The sequence below is a fragment of the Parabacteroides sp. PF5-9 genome (genome assembly GCF_029893105.1).
GTDB lineage: Bacteria > Bacteroidota > Bacteroidia > Bacteroidales > Tannerellaceae > JARXWG01.
In genome coordinates this window covers 11,344-32,300 of the sequence record NZ_JARXWG010000013.1, presented here as the reverse complement: position 1 = coordinate 32,300, position 20,957 = coordinate 11,344, and the positions used below count along the sequence as shown (strand labels likewise).

Genomic DNA, 20,957 nt, shown 5'->3' with positions numbered 1-20,957 from the left:
TGTCTCACAATCGTCAAACGATTTTTTTTAAACAGATTAAGCGAAATGGTGGGCGGCCATTCATGGAATGTATGGCGTAAAGACTTGAAAAATTTCGCTCCTCGTTTATTCAAATAATAAAACAATTATGTCTATCTTATTTATTCTATTATTCTTCACCCTCACCCTGACACAGGCTGTCGGTCAGCAACAACAAGTTCCGCACATTATATCGCCGGAGGTTATGAACGACAACTCAGTGGTATTCCGCCTACGTGCGCCGAACGCTACATCGGTGATTGTGAACGGTACCTTTCCGGACGCACGCAAGGAAATGACAAAGAACGCCGAAGGCGTATTCGAGTACAGAACAACTCCTATCACACCGGATATGTATACATACACTTTTAGTGTGGATGGTGTTAAGGCTACCGACCCAAGCAACAATATTGTTGTTCGTGACGGTTCACACATCGAAAGCCGTTTGATGATACCGGGTGGTATCACTGAAGTGATCGATGTGAAAGATGTTCCTCACGGAAAGCTATCCGCTGTATGGTATCCTTCGCCGACACTTGGCAAGACTCGCCGTATGATGGTGTACACTCCTCCGGGTTATGATACTTCGAACGAATCTTATCCCGTACTTTATCTGCTGCACGGCGCCGGTGGCGACGAAGAAGCATGGGTTAGCCGCGGCCGTACAAACTATATCCTTGACAATCTTATCGCACAAGGCAAGGCTGTTCCGATGATCGTTGTTATCCCTAACGGTAACGCAAGCGCTACATCCGCTCCGGGCGAAACGCCTTTGTCTATTCGCCTGGCACAAGATGCCGGCGCTATGGCACAAGCCGGCGCTATGGTGGGCAGTAGTGTTCCTGATGGTATAGTGAAAGATATTATTCCTTTCATTGAAGCCAATTATCGCGTGAAAGCAAATAAAGAGAACCGTGCGCTGTCCGGTCTGTCGATGGGCGGATACCAAACGCAAATGACATCCAACGCTTATCCTAACACCTTCAACTATATTGGTGTTATGAGTATGGGGCTGATGTCGACCATGGGCGAATATAACAAAGACAATCATATTGCTCAATTGAAAGCGCTTCAGGCAGCTAACCCAAAATTGTATTGGATTGCTTGCGGAACAACCGACTTCCTGTACCAGAGCGTTCTTGATCTGATAAAATTGTATGACGAGATAGGATTTAAGTATATCTATCGCGAAAGCGAAGGCGGGCATACCTGGAACAACTGGCGGTTGTATCTTTCGGAGTTTGCACCAATGCTCTTTAAGTAAAAGAGTGCCAGGCTTCGTCTGGCTAACAATTAATTCTCAATAACAAATGAATATAGAAATGAAAAGAAATCTAATTGGAAAACTTAGCTTGATGATAGCAGGGCTTGCAATGGTATTCTCCTTCACGAGTTGTTCGCAAGAGACGGCTCCGAAACCGGAAAAACCTCGTATCATCATTACATGTGATCCCGAACTGGATGATCTTAATTCCCTTATCCGCTTTTTATTACATGCGACTGATTTCAGGATAGAAGGGCTTATTTATGCGAGTAGCCAATATCACTGGTCGGGCGACGGTAAGGGAACGAAATGGTTTGTCGACGGCAGGGAATATACCCGTCACGGATTGAATATGGGTCCAATGGAATCGTATCGCTGGGCGAAAGACGAACGGTTCATTCACGAGGCGGTGGAAGCTTACGAGCAAGTTTATCCCAACCTGAAAGTACATCATCCGGATTATCCGACTCCGGAATACCTGAAATCTAAAATCCGTTATGGGAATGTTGAGTTTGACGGTGATATTTCAAAAGATACCCCGGGATCGGAACTGATCAAATCGGTAATACTGGATGATGTTCCCGGCCCGTTATTTATTACAGCCTGGGGCGGTGGAAGCACAATAGCCAGAGCATTGAAAGTAATCCAGGACAATAACGAAAACACACCCGGATGGCCGGCCTTAAAGAAAAAGATTTCTGACAAAGTCATATTAAGCCTGTCTGGTGATCAGGACGATACTTATGCGAATTACATGAAACCCAATTGGCCGGATATCGCGGTTCTTCAATCCGGTGGAGCCGGTGTCGGACTGGCTTACAACGTTCAGGCCAGCGTTAAGCCGGAGTATGCTTATTATTACGAGCCCGAGTGGGTAGAAGAGAATATCCTCAGCAAAGGCCCTATGGGAGCAATGTTCAGGGTATGGGGAGACGGTAAGCAGATGGTTGAAGGAGATATTTTCGACTATTTCCACCTCTCCGGTTATACTGTCGATGAACTGAAAGCAATGGGGTATATCGTTTGGACCCCGCCTCATAAAAAGAATTCATGGCTGGCCGAAGGTGACACGCATACTTTCCTGAATCTATTAGATAATGGATTACGCGCACATGAAGACCAAAATTATGGAGGTTGGAGTGGACGCAAAAGAGGAGCGCCGCCTGCCGGAGAGTTCGGATTCGGACGCAGAGGTCGCGACGAGGCCATGCCTGACAATTTCCTGCCGGCTGCACAGAATGAACTTGCGGCCCGTTTCAGATGGTCGGTGACACCTAATTATGAAGGAGCAAATCATCATCCGGTGATTACAGCGCCTCTGAGCCTTTCGGCAAAACCAGGTGAGAAAGTGAATATCAAAGCAACTGTTACCGATCCGGATAAAGATACGGTGGCCATTAAATGGTGGCCATTCAAGGTAGGAACCTATGATGGAGATATACAGATCGAGAATACATCATCTGCTTCAACTTCATTAGTCGTTCCTAACGAGGCCAAATCCGGAGAAACTATTCACCTGATCCTTGAAGCGCAAGATAACGGCTCGCCGGCATTAACAAGATATCACCGGGTTATAATCACTGTGGTGTAAAACGATTGAGCAGAGGGAGCTTTTGACAGAGTAAAAAAACAATTTAAAAGAAACGAATATGAAAATAATGAAAACCTTCGGGTTATTGCTTATGATGGCACTGTGCGTTACGAACACTTTCGCACAACAGAATCTTTTCGGCGGACAAGATATTAAATCCGGCGTAGTGAACGACGATAACACGGTCACTTTCCGCTTTATAGCTCCTAATGCTAAGCTGGTACAGGTGGCGGGAGATTTTGTAGACAAGGTGGAAGATAATCCTATCGGCGGTCTTGTAGGAACAGGCCTTGTGGATATGAAAAAAGAGACGGACAGCATGTGGGTATATACCTCTAAGCCGCTGAAGTCAGAACTGTACAGCTATCTGTTCGTAGTGGACGGCGTGGCAACGATCGACATCAACAACGTACACGTTTACCGTGACTTTGGTACTATCTCGAACGTATTCCTTGTAGGTAACGGCCTGGCCGACCTGTATAAGGTGAACGATATAGCTCACGGCTCGCTGACGCATGTATGGTACGACTCTAAGGCGTTGGGTGTAGACCGTCGTATGAATGTGTACACTCCTCCCGGATACGAAGCGAACAAGAACAAACGCTATCCTGTTCTTTACCTGCTTCACGGTACGGGAGGCGACGAGAATGAGTGGGTGACCTTCGGTCGTACGATTCAGATCATGGACAACCTTATCGCACAAGGTAAGGCGGAGCCAATGATTGTGGTGATGCCTAACGGACACCCTTATTTGGAAGCTGCTCCGGGCGAGAGCCATTGGGGATACTACAAACCCGAACATAACCATACGGCTCGTCCCGCTGCTACCTTCGAAGAAATATTTCCGGAGATCATGAACTTTGTGGATGCGAACTTCCGTACGCTTCAGGATAAGTCTCACCGTGCTATTGCCGGTTTGTCGATGGGTGGCGGACATGCGATGGCCATCTCGAAGAGATATGAGAATACATTCGACTATGTTGGCTTATTCTCGGCAGCCGGTTCACTGCGTACAGACGAAGACGTTGAGCAACTGAAGAAACAATTCGCCAACGGCGTTAAATTGTATTGGATTGGCATGGGTTCGGACGACTTCCTGTACCAACGCGGTGTTGACTTCCGCAACAAACTGGACGAAATGGGATTGAAATACACATACGTGGAAACCGGTGGCGGACACGTTTGGAACTGCTGGAGAGAGTACCTCTCCATACTCGCCCCGCAGCTCTTTAAATAATGAGAACGTTTAGCCTCATTGATCTATTAGCATTAGATTACTAGATTGGGTTTTATTAGGGAGTGATAAACTATATTTATAGCTTTGTCATTCCCTTATATCTCTAACTGAACTAAATGATATCTTAAGACTATATAATATGAAACGAGCCATTAAAACTGTTTCGCCAAAGGCGATGACATTATTAGTGAGTTCCATACGACCGAAATATAAAAAATAAAATAATGACGTATGAAACAAAGTAGACAATTATTTGATAAGGTTTGTATCGCGATAGTGGGACTTACTTTGATATATTCTATCACAAGCTGTTCGACAGCCCCTGAACAGATAGTCGAGAAACCACGCGTTATACTAACGTGCGATCCTGAGTTGGATGACCTCAACTCACTCTTGCGTTTCCTGCTTCACGCTACGGATATGCAGATCGAAGGACTGATCTATGCCAGTAGCCAATTCCATTGGAAGGGCGACGGCAAAGGGACATTGGCTTATTTCGAAAATCGTGAGTACAGCCGTCCGGGTATGAACTACGGTCCGATGGAATCTTATCGTTGGGCTAAGGACGAGCGTTTCATTCACGACGCTGTCGAAGCTTACGCGGCATCTTATCCTAACCTAAAAATACACAATCCTGCCTACCCTACGCCTGAGTATCTGATGTCGAAAGTGAAATGGGGTAATGTTGAGTTTGACGGCGACTATACAAAAGACACAGAAGGTTCCGACCTTATAAAGGAAGTGATACTGGACGACAAACCGGCCCCTGTATATGTGATGGTGTGGGGTGGTGGCAGCACGCTGGCAAGAGCGCTGAAGAGCATCGAAGACACCTACAAAGGTACTCCTGAATGGGCATCTATCTATGAAAAGGTGTCAAAGAAGATCATCATCTGTCTCAGTGGCGACCAAGACAATACCAACGCTAATTATGTACGTCCTAACTGGCCCGACATCGAACATCTTACCACTAACATGGGGGGTGTGGCATTGGGTTACAACGCTCAGAATGGCGCGGATCCTGATATCAAACATTACTACGAGGCGGAATGGATAAAGGCTAATATCCTTGACAAAGGTCCGATGGGTGCGATGTACCGTGTGTGGGGCGATGGCAAAACGATGGTGGAAGGCGATATGTTCGACTATTTCCACCTCTCCGGTTATACAAGCGAAGAGCTCCGTGAGATGGGATACAATGTATGGACGGCTCCTCGTCCGAAAGGCGAGTTTATCTCCGAAGGTGATACACATACGTTCCTGAACTTTATTGACAATGGACTGCGTGCGCACGAAGATCAGTCGTACGGTGGATGGAGTGGTCGCAAGAGAGCTAATTCGCCTGCGGTATCCGACTTCTCGAACCGTCGACAGGCCGATCCGGCGATGCCTAACACTTTCACCTCTGCCGTACAGAACGAAATGGCCGCACGTTTCCAATGGACAGTCGCTTCTACTTACGCTGACGCTAATCATCATCCACAAATTAAAGCACCGTTAAGCATTTCGGCTGCTCCGGGTGAGAAGGTGAACATCAAAGGTTCGGTAAAAGACCCTGACGGTGATAGAGTATCACTGAATTGGTGGCAGTTCAAGGTAGGCACATACGAAGGTGATGTAACAGTCGATAGTCCGTCTACAGCGACAACCACTTTCACTGTTCCTGCCAACGCAAAACCGGGTGAGACTATTCACCTCATCCTCGAAGCACAGGACAGCGGAACTCCGGCTTTAACAAGATATCACAGGCTTATTATTACTGTGGTGTAAACTACATATAAACTAATTTTTAATCTCAATTAAACATGAAGATATTATCACTATCCATATCAATCCTCATGGCGCTATTGCCAGTTGCTTGTAAAGGGCAACAGCAATCCTTTGCGCCGGAAGACCTCGCTGTAAAAGTTGACAAGAGTCAACAAGCAAGAATCCTGATCACCACCGACTTGGAGGTGGATGATATGAATGGCATCCTTTTGAGCCTGATGTATGCCGACCATTATGACCTGGCAGGTATTGTCTGGTCGGCAGGTATGTACCATTTTACGGGCGATGGCGGAAAGCATACACTCGGTCAGATCACACCGAATTTCAGATGCAATGCCCAGCATTGTGAGCATCGTGTAAAAGCACCGGCCGATCTTACGGAGTACCGTCCGATTGACCCGACCTGGCTGGATCGGATAATGGATTTTTATGAGTCAGACTATCAACTGTTGAGTAAGAACAATCCGAACTACCCGACGCCTGAATACATCAGGAGCATCACCAAGGTCGGCAATATCGAATTCGAAGGCGATTACCGTTTCGAGACCGAAGGCTCTAACTTTATTGTGGACTGCATAATGGACAATGATATGCGTCCGTTGTACATCCAGCATTGGGGTGGAATCAACACCACGGTTCGCGCATTGTATTCGATCTATGAAAAGTATCACGGTACGCCGCAGTGGGAAAGTGTTCTTGCAAAAGTGACTGCCAAGGTGCGCATCGGTGGAAGCGGCGAAGACAATTGCCGTGCCGACAGTAAAATCGACGAAATGTTCCCCGGCTTGCAGAATGGTGGCTACGGAATGGGCTTCTTCAGTTACGGTTCTTTCTTCTCGGCGAGCTACAACAATCCCAGACGTGCCGCCGACGAGCTTCAGCCCTATCTTCATACCGATTTTATCCTGGATGCCTACAAATATAATCACGGTAAACTGACCGGAGAAATATGGCTAATGGGTGAAGGTCGTGCCCTCTATGGCGAACCGATTATCTACAACTATGGTCTTATCACTTATATGGATTGGGCTAAATCAGCTGAATTGGGCTGGGGACCGGAAAACCTCAAGACGTATCCGCGTGCAGACTATATGCCGTTCGATTGGGCATTCTGCCAATTCGGTGCTGCTTCTTTCATCAATATCGGTCTGCGTCCGGAAGTTTCTAACCGCAACAACTATTACACTATCCTTATGTGGGAAGAACTGGCGGCACGTGCTGACTGGGCTATCTGTGAACCGCAGGACTGCAACCATGCTCCGATCGTGACAGCCGATAAGTTGGACTTTACAGCCACCCCTGGTCAGACAATTACTCTTTCCGGCAGTGCAAAAGATCCTGATGGCGACATACTTACCCCAAAGTGGTGGGTTCCTGCCGCCGCTTGCACCTACAAGGAGGGCAAAGCGGAAGGTCTCGTTGTCTCGTCCGAGAGCGGCTGGAGCACTAATTTTACAATTCCCGCCGATGCAAAAGCAGGTGACAAATTCGCCATCAATCTCGAAGTACGTGATGACGCTACTCGCCCAATGACTCGTTTTGCACAATATATTATTACCGTATCATAAGGGGGAATATACTGTTTAAGAATTACTGTCTCATTGCTTATAATAGATAATTATAAAGGGTGCCTTGAAAAAGTTCTTACATGACTTTTTCAAGGCACCCTCGATAAAGTGCAAGAGAAATATTTCGACGATTTGTTGTACATTGCGCACTATTTTAAGCAATCAAATTTGAACTATCTCGCACACATATTCCTCTCGGGGTCTGATAAGAGGAGACAATTGGGTAATTTTATCGGGGATGCCGTAAAAGGAAGTTCCTATAAGAATTACCCGTCCCCAATTGCTGAAGGCATACTACTTCACCGGGCCATCGATCACTTTACCGATAATCATCCCCGGATAAAAGAGACGATCCAAGCCTTGCGCCCCCACTTCGGACGTTATTCGGGAGTCGTACTCGACATCTACTCCGATTATCTGTTGGCTGCACATTTCAATGAGTTCTCAGATATCCCGTTAAAGCGTTTTGCCAGACAGTTTTATTGGACTATGATCCGCAACTACCGCTATCTGCCCGGTCGTATTAAACGGTTTATGTGGCATTTTATCCTGACCAACAGACTCTCGAAATACGCAACAACAGACGGAATCCTTGGCTCTCTCCAGATTATGGTAAGCGTTCATCGTATAGACATCTCCGTCCCCCTCGCCATCGAGTATCTCAAAAGCCATGAAGAAGAATTATTCAATGAACTATTTAAACCGTTCTTTGCAGAATTGAGGAGTTATTGTGAGGAGTATCTACGCACTAAATAAAACAGATACATTATAGATCCAGCCCGTACTGCTCCATTTTATTATATAGGCTCCTTCGGCTGATTTTCAATAAACGGGCTGCTGCTGCCTTATTTCCCTTTGCCACTCTTAAGGCAGTGATGATCTGTTCTTTTTCATTCTCGGGTTTTAGAGATAAGGCAGGATCAGGTTGTCGCAAAGAGAGAAAATCAGGTAAGTTCTGTTGTTCGATTTCATGCGTTTGGGTAAACAAAGCTGATCTTCTAACGACGTTTCTCAGTTCACGTAAGTTGCCGCCCCAATGATAACCCATTAACAATTGCATAGCTTCTTCCGATATACCCGTTAATTGCTTCTCCAACTCGATATTTGCTTCCTGTAAAAAGTGCATGGCATAAAGTGGAATATCCTCAGGACGCTCACGCAACGGTGGCACATGAATGGAAAATTCATTCAAGCGGTGATACAAATCTTCCCTGAAACGCCCTTCAGCTATGGAAGATTCCAGATTTTCATTTGTTGCAACAATAATACGAATATCTACTTTTATATCTGTTGCCGATCCGACTGGACGAACACGCAATTCCTGTAAAGCCCTCAATAGTTGTACCTGCACATCATACGGCAGATTCTCTACTTCATCCAGAAAGACAGTGCCTCCGTCAGCCTGTTCGAAGACCCCTTTCTTATCTGCAATAGCCGATGTAAAAGAGCCTTTCAAATGTCCGAACAACTCACTGGGAGCAAGTTCGCGAGACAAGATACCGCAGTCTACTGCAATGAAAGGGGCATGCTTTCGTTTACTCATCTCATGAATCATTCGGGCGGCATATTCCTTCCCTGTACCACTCTCACCGGTAATCAATACCGACATACGGGTGGGTGCAACCACTTCGATATGTTCATACATCTGCAGAAAAGCCTTGCTCTTACCTTGTAGATAAGTATGCGAGTTGTTGGCTTCATATCTGACTGTCGATAAGGGTTTGGCTTCTTGTTGGAAAGCCTGCTCGATTTTCTGTTTTAAAACAACCGGATTAATTGGTTTCTCCAGAAAATCGGAAGCACCGATCTTCATCGCTGAAACGGCACTTTGTATTTCGCCATAGCTGGTCATGATAATAACAACAGGTACTTTTTTTTGTTCCTTGACCCAGGTGAGCAACATGATACCGTCGCCATCAGGCAAACGCAGATCGGTCAAGATAAGCTGTATTTCATTTTTATTGATCGCCTCTTTGGCCTGTTTGACGGAATGTACGAGTAATGCGTCATAGCCGTTCTTCACGATCCAGTTTTTCAGCATTGTTCCGTATGAAACATCATCTTCGACAAGGAGTATTTTATTTTTCATAAGTTACCTGTTTAGAGTCTTATGACCCATATTCCGAAAAAGTGACTCAACAAAGATAATAAAACTTACTTGCGCTCTTTTAAAGCTTCCGGACATCGATCTCTTTCCGGTCAATATAATTTTCAAAATGGATACTTGGAACACCAAGCCCCATCCCGGCATGTACTTTACCTTCGATTCCCAGAAAGTTCGGAATTCGGTTCTTTTTATCTTGTTGCATGGCAATACAGAGGAAACCGGTATAAAACTGACTTATCCCCAGACTTTCTGCCATAAGCGAACCGTTCTGATAAGCCAGGTTAGCATCTTGACAGCCTAATTGACTTTTCTTAGGGGTATGAATCAATAATAAAGCAGTTGCTTTACGGAGAATTGGATCTTGCCCCATTTCATATTTTCGCCTGAGTGCTTCGAGATGGGGTAAATAGGCATAGGCATCCGGTACGATCAACTTTAAAATGGGCTTCAGGAACGGATTGGATAATTTTTTACCCAGTTCCATAAATATGTCGATTGTAAACCCGATTACTTGCTGAATCTTTTCGGGATCAGTCACCAAAGTGAAAGAGACATTTTGTGCATTTGTTCCCGTTGGCGCGCGATGAGCAGCTTCCAGAATCAGATCCAATTTCTCTGCTGGAACAGGTTTTGCAGAAAAAGCTCGGTTCGACCGTCGCGATTTGATCAATAATAGGAGTTGTTCCGAGGTCGGAAATTTCTCCGGATGAATAGGATGTATTTTTTCAGCAGGGAAATCCGAATGAACTATTGAAGAAGTAGGACAAACACCCACACAATGTCCACAGTGGATACAGGAGGAAATATGCTGTGTTTCGACATCACTTTTCGGCGTTTCTTGAATAAATATCTCCGCCGGACAGATCCGTACACACTTTCTGCAACGGGTGCAGGTTTCTATATCAATATGAATTGAAAGGCTCATAACTAACTATTTAATATAATCAAACAACGATTAAATAAAGTGCTGACAAAGCTAATAAAAACAATACTGAATCATACTTTTTACAAGCAAAGAAATAAGATTAAAGTGAAATAAGAAACCTTATTACAAGCTATGAACGTTGTCAGTGATTGGTGAAAATTAGAATGAATTATCCCAACAACTCTTTCAACGCATTGTATTTTAGTATTTTCCCTTTCCCTGCTTCAAACTCAATAATCCCATCATGTGCCATCTCGGATATGGCTCTTGAGAGCGAAGGACGTTCTACGCCAAAATATTCGGCAAGTGATACAATACTCCGTCCCAGTTCAAATGTCCCATTCTGGTCGTGTTGCAGGATATAATAGGCAATTTTAGCCTTAATCCCTTTCTGTGAAAATATTTTCAGTCTTTCCGAAAGAAACTGTACCCGGTTGGCTATAAAAGCCATAAATCCCCGAAGGAATCCGGGACATTTTGCCATCTGTTTTTCGATCGATGATTTACTGATGAGTATCACTTTACACTCCTCCATCGCGGTAACCTCTACCGGAAAGCGATTGTTGTCTGCAAAAAGAAAAGCGGCAGCCAACGGATAAGGAGCCGTTATCTCTTCTACGGAAACAGTAAGTCCTGATTTGGAAATAATTTCCGTTTTCACTTTGCCTTTCGTCAACATGTAAAGACTTGATATACGATCGCCCTGTGAAGCAATCAATTCTCCCCTTTTATAGTTTTTTACCGTATGGTCGATTGTACATCTTATTTGATCAATCTCTTCAGGGGATTTATCCCGGCATATAGAACAGAAAAACAGTAAGTCCTGATTCATACATCTATTTTTTGCAAAGTTACACAGAATAAGTTTTACACCCGTAACGAATGTTACGGTTTATCTTCTCGTATCACTGTATGTTTGCAAAAGTATAATTGAAGAAAATGATGAAAAGAACTATAATAAAGATAAATGAAGACTTGTGTAATGGTTGTGGAATCTGCGTCAATGGCTGTCACGAAGGCGCATTGCAACTGATTGACGGTAAAGCGCGAATGATTAGCGACCTGTATTGCGACGGCTTGGGCGCTTGTATCGGAGACTGCCCCGTGGGAGCGATAGACTTTGAAGAACGCGAAGCAGAGCCTTATGATGAGATTGCAGTTATGGAAAGATTGGTCCCAAAAGGAGAAAAAACAATCCGGGCTCACCTCACTCATCTGAAAGATCATAATGAAACAGAACTGTTGGCTCAAGGCCTTCGCTATCTAAAAGAACATAATATAGCAATAGATATAGACATGGAAAATAATCATAAACAATCCTCTAATTGCGGACAACCTTTCGCTGCATGCCCGGGAAGTCGGGAGATGTCATTTGCTCCGGTAAATACGGCAATACCAACCACCAATAGCCCTTCGCAGTTGCGCCAATGGCCGGTGCAGCTTCACCTATTGAATCCGCAGTCGGGATTCTTTCAGGGCGCCGACGTGGTGTTGGCTGCCGACTGTACAGCTTATGCCTACGGTGGTTTCCATGATCGCTTTATGCGTAACCGGACATTGGCTATTGCCTGTCCGAAACTCGACAGCAACAAAGAAGTGTACGTATCGAAGATTGCCGAGATGATAGACAGAGCACAGATTAATACCTTAACAGTGGTCATCATGGAAGTTCCCTGTTGCGGAGGATTATTACAACTGGTAAAAATGGCTTTGGAGCAGGCATCAAACAAAGTTCCTGTTAAAAAGGTTGTCATAGGAATACAAGGAGAGATAATAGAAGAAAACTGGATATAAACCAATTAAAATCAAAAAAAATGAACATGTTTTGCTATCAGTGTCAGGAAACAGCCATGAACAAAGGCTGTACGATAAAAGGAGTATGCGGAAAGACTTCCGATGTGGCTAATCTACAGGATTTATTGATATTCCTGTTAAAAGGGATTTCTCACTATACGGTGGAGCTGCGTAAAAAAGGGGTTGAGGTGTCTGCCCAAACCAACCACTTTGTGATGGAATCATTGTTTATGACGATCACGAATGCTAATTTCGACAAAGAGCGTTTTGTGAAACGTATTCACGAAGCAATTGCTTTACGCGACAAACTTGCGACAGAGGCTGGAAACGTTACTACAGACTGCGATTGTACAACCTGGAAAGGAAACAGTTTGGAAGAAATGGAAACGAAAGCCGCTACCGTCGGCGTCCTTAAAACAGAAAATGAAGATGTACGCTCTTTGCGTGAATTGCTGACATACGGATTAAAAGGGATGGCTGCCTATGCAGAACACGCTGTTAATTTAGGTTTTGATGATGAAAATATTCATGTTTTTATGCAAGAAGCCTTAGTTGCCACCACTCAAGAGTTATCGGCTGATGAGTTGACAGCTTTGGTACTTAAATGTGGTGAATATGGTGTAAAAACAATGGCACTGCTTGATAAAGCCAATACGTCGACTTACGGCAATCCGGAAATTACCAAAGTGAATATCGGTGTACGTAATAATCCGGCCATCTTAATATCCGGCCACGATCTACGCGATATGCAAGACTTATTGGAACAGACCGCAGGAACAGGTGTAGACGTTTACACGCATAGCGAGATGCTTCCGGCCCATTACTATCCGGCATTCAAGAAATACAGTCACTTTGCCGGCAACTACGGTAGCGCCTGGTGGCGTCAGAATGAAGATTTCGAATCATTCAATGGGGTGATCCTGTTTACGACAAACTGTATCGTACCGCCACGTTCTACTTCAACTTATGCCGACCGCGTTTATACTACGGGTGCTTCCGGCTTCAGTGGCTTTACACATATTGAAGATCGCAAAAACGGACAGCCGAAAGACTTCTCAAAACTCATTGAACATGCCAAACAATGCAAAGCACCTACTGAAATCGAGACAGGAGAAATCATCGGAGGATTTGCTCACGAACAGGTATTTGCCCTTGCCGACAAAGTTGTCGACGCCGTAAAATCAGGGGCTATCCGTAAGTTCTTCGTGATGGCCGGTTGCGACGGACGCATGAAAAGCCGTGATTATTATACCGAGTTTGCCGGAAAACTTCCGAAAGACACGGTTATCCTTACCGCAGGCTGTGCTAAATACCGTTACAACAAACTGCCATTGGGCGATATTGGCGGTATCCCCCGTGTATTGGATGCCGGACAATGTAACGACAGCTACTCATTGGCATTGATTGCCCTGAAACTGAAAGAAGTGTTCGAACTGAATGATGTGAATGAATTGCCTATCGCTTATAATATTGCCTGGTACGAACAGAAAGCGGTAATCGTCCTTCTGGCATTACTTGCTTTAGGAGTAAAGAATATCCACTTAGGGCCTACACTGCCTGCATTCCTTTCACCGAATGTGGCTAAGGTACTGATCGATAATTTCGGTATCGGTGGAATTACAACAGTAGATGAAGATATGAAGATGTTTTTAGGATAGTCTTTGAGGCCAATTACTTTATGATTGAAAAATCCTCCTGAAGGTTCCCTTTTGGAGGGTTTTTCTTCAAGAAACAAATATTAAAGTTAACAATAAACACATGTAATTATGAGCGAATTATTTGAGAAAGGAGCCATTCTGAATATGACGGAAATGGTTGACTACTCCGCGGGTGGTATAATCAGCAAACAAGTCTTAAAAAGCGATGCAGGAAACATTACCCTTTTTTCTTTCGATAAGGGGCAGGGACTAAGCGAGCACACAGCTCCGTTTGATGCGGTAGTAGAAATATTGGATGGAGAAGCAGAAATCACGATAAACGGCAATCCCTTACTACTAACTACCGGACAAACCGTTATCATGCCGGCTAATATACCGCACGCACTCTTTGCCCTGCAGCCATTTAAGATGCTGCTCACAATGATTAAGGGATAAACGTTTACTTCTATTAAATGGCTTACTTTACTAATTTTAAAACAGATACGAAATGAAAAATAAGATCAATTGGATTTTAAGTTTATTCTTTGCATGCTCGATTTTACTGGTACCGGCTTGTTCGGATGGTGATGATACTGATACTGATGACACGATAAAAGTAGACATACCCGGAAAAATATCAGGATTAGGAGCAACAGAAGGTCCATTAACAGGGAAAAAGTATGAATTACCTGATGGCATTGTTGCTACAGATAAAATAAAAGGAGCCTTTGATGACTACTTTGATGCTTCTTTTAATGCAAATCAACCGTCGGCACTAAGAGCCTTGTGGAGTTATTCGGTTGATTACGATGTGAGTGTTGGCAGTGGATATGCGGTTACGGTTTTACTTCCGCTTGAAAATATAACAGATAAAGATATAGAACTCACCTTTCCGGCAGGCATGATTCTGAAATCAAAGAATAACGATCGGCAAAATGGATTGTTAATCAAAAAGGCAACGGTTACAGTTCCTAAGAAAGAGAAGCTGAGGGTAATACTGAACATGTATTGTTGCCATGAGACAAAACCGGCTCCTTCTAATAAAGATGAAATGGAATGGGCTGTTATTACAAATTCTTCTTTGTTACTTGAGATTTGCGATATGGTAAAAAACAAAAAAGTAAATATGGAGGAGTTTGAAGAAACAAATATCAATAGGATGACCTATTTTGATCAATGCACATATATCAATGATCGGGTCTGGGATCTGACAGATCGTGGAAATGCACTGACAGAAACACACAGATTATGGTTCAAGAATTTGCCGGATAGCAAATAATAAAATCAAGGCACAGATTAACGTATTTTCTAATTTGGGGATGATTTGCAAATCAATCCCCATCACTCTATTTTTTTAACTTTAACAGCTTAGAGTTGTATATCTCAGAAGCAATTATTTCCTTTGTAAAATATTTCATAATAGAAAATATACATAATGGAATCTATTTGTCAGATAAAAGATATTTACAAAGCACTATATTCGTTTGAAAAAGAGTTTGTTAAAAAGTTCGATATGACGATAAACGAAGCAATGTTGCTGTGTTGTATGAAAGATGGAAAACCTCATTCTGCTTACGAAATCGCGGAATTTATAGGTCTTTCCAACTCGCGTGTATCAAAAATCATTATGTCGGTAGAAGAAAAAGGGTGGATCATTCGTGAAATAGGCTTAGAAGATAAGCGGAAGATGATCTTTTCTCTTTCGAAAGAGGGTGAAAAAGTGGTACGGATCATGAAAAAACAGCCAATACATTTAGATGATGTATTGTCGAAACTGATAAAAAGCGAGTAATCGCTTTTTTTTACTCACTTAGTTTCTACTAAACATTATTTACATTAAATACAGTTTATATATGAAAGTATTGATTATCGGAGGAGTGGCGGGAGGAGCAACCGCAGCCGCCCGTCTTCGTCGAATGGATGAAAATGCTGAAATCATCCTGTTTGAGCGAGGAGAATATGTGTCGTATGCCAATTGCGGACTACCTTATTACATTGGAGGAACGATTGCAGAGCGGGATCGACTGTTTGTTCAAACGGCAGAAGGATTCATTAACCGTTTCAACATTGATATCCGGTTGCAATCGGAAGTTGTCTCTATTTCTCCTGAAGATAAAACCATACAGATAAAGAAATTGCAAACAGGAGAAACGTACACCGAATCTTACGACAAACTCATTATTTCCACCGGAGCAGACCCCGTTAAACTGCCGCTTCCGGGTATCGATCACCCCCAAATATTCACATTGAGAAGTGTGCCCGACACCGATGCCATCAAAACCTATATCGAACAACACAAACCCAAACGGGCTGTGGTAATGGGTGGTGGATTCATCGGCTTGGAAATGGCGGAAAACCTACACGAAGCGGGTCTGGAAGTCGATATCGTTGAGATGAGCGACCAGGTGATGGCACCGCTCGATTTTTCTATGGCCGCTATGGTACATCAACACCTGAAGGAGAAAAAAATCAACCTCTGGTTAAAAGAAAGAGTTATCGGATTTGAAACTGCCGGCGAGCACTTGAGTGTCTTACTCGACGGTGGCAAACAGATCACATCCGATATGGTTATAAGCAGTGTCGGCGTTCGACCCGAAAAGCAGTTGGCCGAATCGGCAGGTTTGAAGATAGGCACACTGGGAGGCATCTGGGTAGATGAACATATGCAAACATCGGATGCGCATATATACGCTGTAGGAGATGCCGTTGAGGTCACCAATCCGGTCACCAATCTACCTGCACTGATTCCATTGGCAGGCCCTGCAAACAAGCAAGCCCGGATAGTTGCCGACAATATTCTGGAAGGGAATAAACATCTCTATAAAGGAACTATCGGAACATCCATAGCCAAGGTATTCGATTTAACAGTTGCGGCTGCGGGTGTTTCTGCCAAAGTCTTGAAGCGGCTGAACGTGGATTATCTTTCGTCGTACACCCACAGTTCTTCGCATGCCGGCTACTACCCAGGGGCTTTACCCCTTTCAATTAAAATCGTTTTCGCCCCCGAAACGGGAGAATTATACGGAATACAAGTGGTCGGTTTCGATGGAGTAGACAAACGCATCGAAATGATGGCTCAGGTCATACAGAGAAAAGGCACTATCTACGACCTGACCGAATTAGAACAAGCCTATGCCCCTCCTTTTTCATCGGCTAAGGACCCTGTGAATATCGCCGGATTCGTAGCAGAGAATATCATCAAAGGGAAGATGAAACCCCTGCATTGGCGGGATATCGCAACGATCGATCCTAAAAAAGACTTCCTTTTAGATGTTCGCACCATACACGAATACAATCTAAACCGGATAGACGGAGCAGTAAATATCCCTGTAGACGATTTACGAAGTCGATTAGACGAAATACCTACTGATAAAAGGATAATCCTGTATTGCGCCATCGGCCTGCGTGGTTATCTGGCATACAGGATACTGACACAGAAAGGCTTTACGAATGTATACAACCTTTCGGGAGGGTTCAAAACCTATTCATCGGTCATGTGTGAACAATCCTACTATCACGAATCGGATAATCTCGATGAAAATCAAAATGAAATAACCCGGAACGCCGGCGATACAAAAACAATCAGAGTAGATGCTTGCGGCTTAGCCTGCCCGGGGCCGATTATTCAACTAAAAAAGCATTATGATCGATTGAATACTGGCGAACGATTGGAGGTAAAATCGACAGATATGGCCTTCAGCCAGGATGCCGAAAGCTGGTGCAATATTACCGGAGCACGGTTCGTGGGACGGAAAACCGAGGCGGGAACCGTCGCTGTCACTGTAGAAAAAGTGCGCGAAACACAAACTGTTCCTGCCGTTTCTATGGGAGGAAATAAAACGATGATCGTCTTTAGTGACGACCTCGACAAAGCATTAGCCTCTTTTGTGATTGCCAACGGGATTGCCGCTACCGGAAAAAAAGTCAGTTTATTCTTTACATTCTGGGGATTAAATGTGATTAAAAAGAGAGAGAAACGTTCAGTAAAGAAAGATCTTTTCGGCAAAATGTTCGGAATGATGCTCCCTTCGAACAGCACCAAACTATCGCTTTCCAAAATGAATATGGGAGGAATGGGTAGCCGGATGATGCGCTTTATCATGAAAAAGAAGAATATCGACAGTTTGGAGGCGCTGATACAGCAAGCCGTCGATTCGGGAGTAGAGATGATTGCCTGTACGATGTCGATGGATGTTATGGGAGTGAAACAAGAAGAGTTGTTGGATAATGTTCAATTAGGCGGAGTAGCCACCTATCTGGAACGTGCTGAGAAATCGAATATGAGTTTATTCATTTAAATACGTAAATTAAGAAAGAGATGATTCGTTTATTTTTTTCAGATTAAGATAAACTCGGGCAGTCGCTTTTAATACGGATATGGTTTTTTTGTTTTTACTTTGTGACCTTGATTACACCAAATGATATACGGCATGAAAAAGATTGTTGTTTTTTTAACTCTTATTTGCTTGTTTTCATGCAAGACAAAGGAGGTGGATAAGCGGGTTATCTCAGTAACTATTGAACCTCAACGCTATTTTGCAGAGAAGATTGCAGGCGATCGGTTTCAGATCAACTGTGTTGTTCCAACCGGACAAAGTCCTGAAACGTATGATCCGACTCCACAACAGATGGTTGAAATCGGGAAAAGTGAAGCTTATTTCCGAATCGGATATATTGGATTTGAACTTGCCTGGATGGAACATATCGCACAGAATAACCAACAGCTAAAAATCGTTGATCTTTCGGAGGGGATGGAGTTGATTACGAATCATTGGGAACATGGAGATCACTATCATGGAGCGGTAGACCCTCATCTCTGGACCTCTTTTAATGGAGCCAAAAAGATTATTTTAAATATGCTGAATGCATTTATCGTTTTGGATCCGGAGAATAAATCCGTTTATCAAGCAAACTATACACAATTGATAAAAGAGATTGAAGAGACACAAAAAGAGGTTGATGCCTTGTTGAAACCGCTATTAAGCAGAACTTTTATTATCTACCATCCTGCGCTGACCTACTTGGCAGGAGAATATAATCTGACGCAGCTGTGTATAGAGATGGATGGAAAAGAACCTTCTCCTGTCCAGTTGAAAGAGTTAGTGGATACGGCAAAGAACCACAATGTACGGGTGGTGTTTGTACAACAAGAGTTTGACCGTAAAAACGGTGAATTGATCGCGCAGGAGACTGGTTGCCGACTGGTGACTATCAACCCGTTAAACTACGACTGGTCTCAAGAGATGATTCATATCGCAAAAGCCTTAGCCGATGAAGAAGTTAATTGAGTTGCAGGATATCTCAGCCGGATATGAGGAAAAGACCGTATTGCATGACGTCTCATTGACCATTTATGCGAATGATTTTTTAGGGATTATAGGACCCAATGGAGGAGGAAAAACAACGCTTTTAAAAGTGATTCTGGGTTTATTAACTCCAAAGAAAGGGGAAGTCTGCTTTTTTCAAAATGAAGAACGTGTCTCTTCATTACGGATAGGATATCTCCCTCAGATGAATATCATCGATAAGAAGTTCCCGATCTCCGTTTGGGAAGTGATTGCTTCCGGCCTTTCCTCTGAAAAATCATTGTTTAGAGGGTTTAATAAGCGCCAACGGGAACGTATTGATGAGGTGATAGGCCAAATGGGGTTAGAGGAACTAAAAGGAAGAGCCATCGGTGAACTGTCAGGAGGACAGTTGCAACGCGTCCTCTTAGGAAGATCAATCGTATCCCGTCCCAGTGTATTGGTTTTAGATGAACCCAGTTCATATGTCGATAAACGGTTCGAATCACAGTTCTATCACTTATTGGAAGAGATAAATAAGGAGAGTGCAATTGTGTTGGTCTCGCATGATATCGGAACCGTCTTGTCTATTGTAAAAAATATCGCGTGTGTCAATGAGACATTGCATTATCACGCGGGAACAGAGATATCGGAAGATTGGTTGGGAGATGTATATGCCTGTCCGATTGAATTGATAGGGCATGGAGAAATTCCTCACCGGGTATTAAAATCGCATAAACATGGATAAAAAAAAGATACTGATTACAGGTGCCAGTGGTTTTGTAGGCGGTTTTTTAGTCGAAGAGGCACTCCGGCGTGGATATGAAGTATGGGCAGGAGTCAGATTGACAAGTAATAAAGAGCGGTTAAAAGATGAACGTTTACGTTTTATCAATTTAGCTTATCAGGATGTCGAGAAACTGACCAATCAACTCAAATTATTTGTACAGGAAAACGGAATATGGGATTATGTGATTCATAATGCCGGCCTGACTAAAACACTACATAAGGCCGATTTTTTTAAAGTAAATGCAGAACATACGCGCACATTACTGACTGCCTTATCGTTGGCCGACTGTAAACCTACGAAATTTCTTCTGATGAGTAGTCTGAGCAGTTTTGGGCCGGGAGATGAAAAAGGGTTTACCCCCATTAGAGCGAATGATCCCCAAACACCGAATACAGCCTATGGAAAGAGCAAAGCGCTTGCCGAAGAATATGTTCGTTCTCAGATAGATTTCCCTTATGTGATTCTGCGACCTACCGGTATTTATGGCCCGGGGGATAAAGATTATTTTATGGAGATTAAAAGCATTCAATCGGGATTTGATTTTGCGGTTGGTTATACTCCCCAGCAATTAACCTTTATCTATGTAAAAGACCTGGCAAATCTGGCTTTTCAATGTTTAGAGCGTGAGCATATTTTGAACAAGGCGTATTTTGTGGCAGACGGTGATGTGTATACCGATACAACGTTTGCGCAACTGATCAAAAACATGCTGGGAAAAAAATGGGTGTTTCGTGCCCGTATTCCCGCATGGCTTGTCAAGCCGGTCTGTTTTTGTTCGGAAGGCATAGGGCGATTACTTGGGAAAAGCATGACACTAAATACCGATAAATATCTTATCCTGAAACAGCGCAACTGGATCTGTGATATTACGCCGCTTCAGGATGATCTGAATTTTACACCTATCTATAATTTAGAGAAAGGATTACAGGAAAGTATCGAATGGTATCGTCGGAAAGGATGGCTGTAGATTT

Annotated in this window: 18 protein-coding genes; 15 read left to right on the top strand and 3 right to left on the bottom strand. The window is 43.6% G+C overall.

The window, feature by feature from the left end; all coding sequences use genetic code 11:
• Window positions 1-127: 127 nt before the first annotated feature.
• The 6 genes from M2135_RS08755 to M2135_RS08730 all read left to right on the top strand — a co-directional run bounded on the left by M2135_RS08755 (window position 128) and on the right by M2135_RS08730 (window position 8,204).
• On the top strand, window positions 128-1,282 hold the full coding sequence (locus M2135_RS08755) for an esterase (RefSeq protein ID WP_280748111.1): 1,155 nt from the start codon (window positions 128-130) through the stop codon (window positions 1,280-1,282).
• Window positions 1,283-1,340: 58 nt separating this feature from the next.
• A complete protein-coding gene (locus M2135_RS08750; RefSeq protein ID WP_280748110.1) occupies window positions 1,341-2,873 on the top strand; it encodes a DUF1593 domain-containing protein in 1,533 nt (510 codons plus the stop codon).
• A gap of 67 nt (window positions 2,874-2,940) precedes the next feature.
• Window positions 2,941-4,110, top strand: a complete 1,170-nt coding sequence (locus M2135_RS08745; RefSeq protein ID WP_280748165.1) for an alpha/beta hydrolase-fold protein — start codon at window positions 2,941-2,943, stop codon at window positions 4,108-4,110.
• A 231-nt stretch (window positions 4,111-4,341) separates the two neighbouring features.
• Window positions 4,342-5,880, top strand: coding sequence for a DUF1593 domain-containing protein (locus tag M2135_RS08740; RefSeq protein WP_280748109.1), 1,539 nt, complete (start codon window positions 4,342-4,344; stop codon window positions 5,878-5,880).
• Window positions 5,881-5,915: 35 nt separating this feature from the next.
• On the top strand, window positions 5,916-7,448 hold the full coding sequence (locus tag M2135_RS08735; protein WP_280748108.1) for a nucleoside hydrolase-like domain-containing protein: 1,533 nt from the start codon (window positions 5,916-5,918) through the stop codon (window positions 7,446-7,448).
• A 219-nt stretch (window positions 7,449-7,667) separates the two neighbouring features.
• Window positions 7,668-8,204, top strand: coding sequence for an ACP phosphodiesterase (locus M2135_RS08730; RefSeq protein WP_280748107.1), 537 nt, complete (start codon window positions 7,668-7,670; stop codon window positions 8,202-8,204).
• 10 nt (window positions 8,205-8,214) lie between these two features.
• On the opposite strand, the gene M2135_RS08725 is transcribed toward M2135_RS08730, so the two are convergent.
• The 3 genes from M2135_RS08725 to M2135_RS08715 form a co-directional block, all read right to left on the bottom strand.
• On the bottom strand, window positions 8,215-9,537 hold the full coding sequence (locus tag M2135_RS08725) for a sigma-54 dependent transcriptional regulator (RefSeq protein WP_280748106.1): 1,323 nt from the start codon (window positions 9,535-9,537) through the stop codon (window positions 8,215-8,217).
• 79 nt (window positions 9,538-9,616) lie between these two features.
• Complete coding sequence (locus M2135_RS08720; RefSeq protein WP_280748105.1) at window positions 9,617-10,480, bottom strand: nitroreductase family protein; 864 nt, start codon at window positions 10,478-10,480, stop codon at window positions 9,617-9,619.
• Window positions 10,481-10,649: 169 nt separating this feature from the next.
• Window positions 10,650-11,312 carry a Crp/Fnr family transcriptional regulator gene (locus tag M2135_RS08715; protein WP_280748104.1) on the bottom strand — a complete coding sequence of 221 codons (663 nt, stop codon included), beginning with the start codon at window positions 11,310-11,312 and terminating at the stop codon, window positions 10,650-10,652.
• A 110-nt stretch (window positions 11,313-11,422) separates the two neighbouring features.
• Between M2135_RS08715 and M2135_RS08710 the strand changes: the two genes are divergently transcribed.
• From M2135_RS08710 to M2135_RS08670, 9 genes are all read left to right on the top strand, one after another.
• Complete coding sequence (locus tag M2135_RS08710; RefSeq protein WP_280748103.1) at window positions 11,423-12,274, top strand: 4Fe-4S binding protein; 852 nt, start codon at window positions 11,423-11,425, stop codon at window positions 12,272-12,274.
• A gap of 26 nt (window positions 12,275-12,300) precedes the next feature.
• Complete coding sequence (gene hcp, locus M2135_RS08705; protein ID WP_280748164.1) at window positions 12,301-13,932, top strand: hydroxylamine reductase; 1,632 nt, start codon at window positions 12,301-12,303, stop codon at window positions 13,930-13,932.
• A 108-nt stretch (window positions 13,933-14,040) separates the two neighbouring features.
• On the top strand, window positions 14,041-14,367 hold the full coding sequence (locus M2135_RS08700; RefSeq protein ID WP_280748102.1) for a cupin domain-containing protein: 327 nt from the start codon (window positions 14,041-14,043) through the stop codon (window positions 14,365-14,367).
• A gap of 52 nt (window positions 14,368-14,419) precedes the next feature.
• Window positions 14,420-15,190, top strand: a complete 771-nt coding sequence (locus tag M2135_RS08695) for a hypothetical protein (protein ID WP_280748101.1) — start codon at window positions 14,420-14,422, stop codon at window positions 15,188-15,190.
• A 156-nt stretch (window positions 15,191-15,346) separates the two neighbouring features.
• Complete coding sequence (locus M2135_RS08690) at window positions 15,347-15,703, top strand: MarR family transcriptional regulator (protein ID WP_280748100.1); 357 nt, start codon at window positions 15,347-15,349, stop codon at window positions 15,701-15,703.
• Between the two features lie 61 nt (window positions 15,704-15,764).
• Window positions 15,765-18,209: an FAD-dependent oxidoreductase gene (locus tag M2135_RS08685; RefSeq protein ID WP_280748099.1), complete on the top strand. Its 2,445-nt coding sequence runs from the start codon at window positions 15,765-15,767 to the stop codon at window positions 18,207-18,209.
• A gap of 132 nt (window positions 18,210-18,341) precedes the next feature.
• Window positions 18,342-19,199 carry a zinc ABC transporter substrate-binding protein gene (locus tag M2135_RS08680; protein WP_280748098.1) on the top strand — a complete coding sequence of 286 codons (858 nt, stop codon included), beginning with the start codon at window positions 18,342-18,344 and terminating at the stop codon, window positions 19,197-19,199.
• Complete coding sequence (locus M2135_RS08675) at window positions 19,183-19,944, top strand: metal ABC transporter ATP-binding protein (RefSeq protein WP_280748097.1); 762 nt, start codon at window positions 19,183-19,185, stop codon at window positions 19,942-19,944. Before M2135_RS08680 ends, M2135_RS08675 begins: the two co-directional genes overlap by 17 nt.
• Window positions 19,937-20,953 (top strand): NAD(P)-dependent oxidoreductase, encoded by a 1,017-nt coding sequence (locus M2135_RS08670; protein WP_280748096.1) that lies wholly within the window; start codon window positions 19,937-19,939, stop codon window positions 20,951-20,953. The genes M2135_RS08675 and M2135_RS08670 overlap by 8 nt, the downstream gene beginning before the upstream one ends.
• Window positions 20,954-20,957 lie beyond the last annotated feature (4 nt).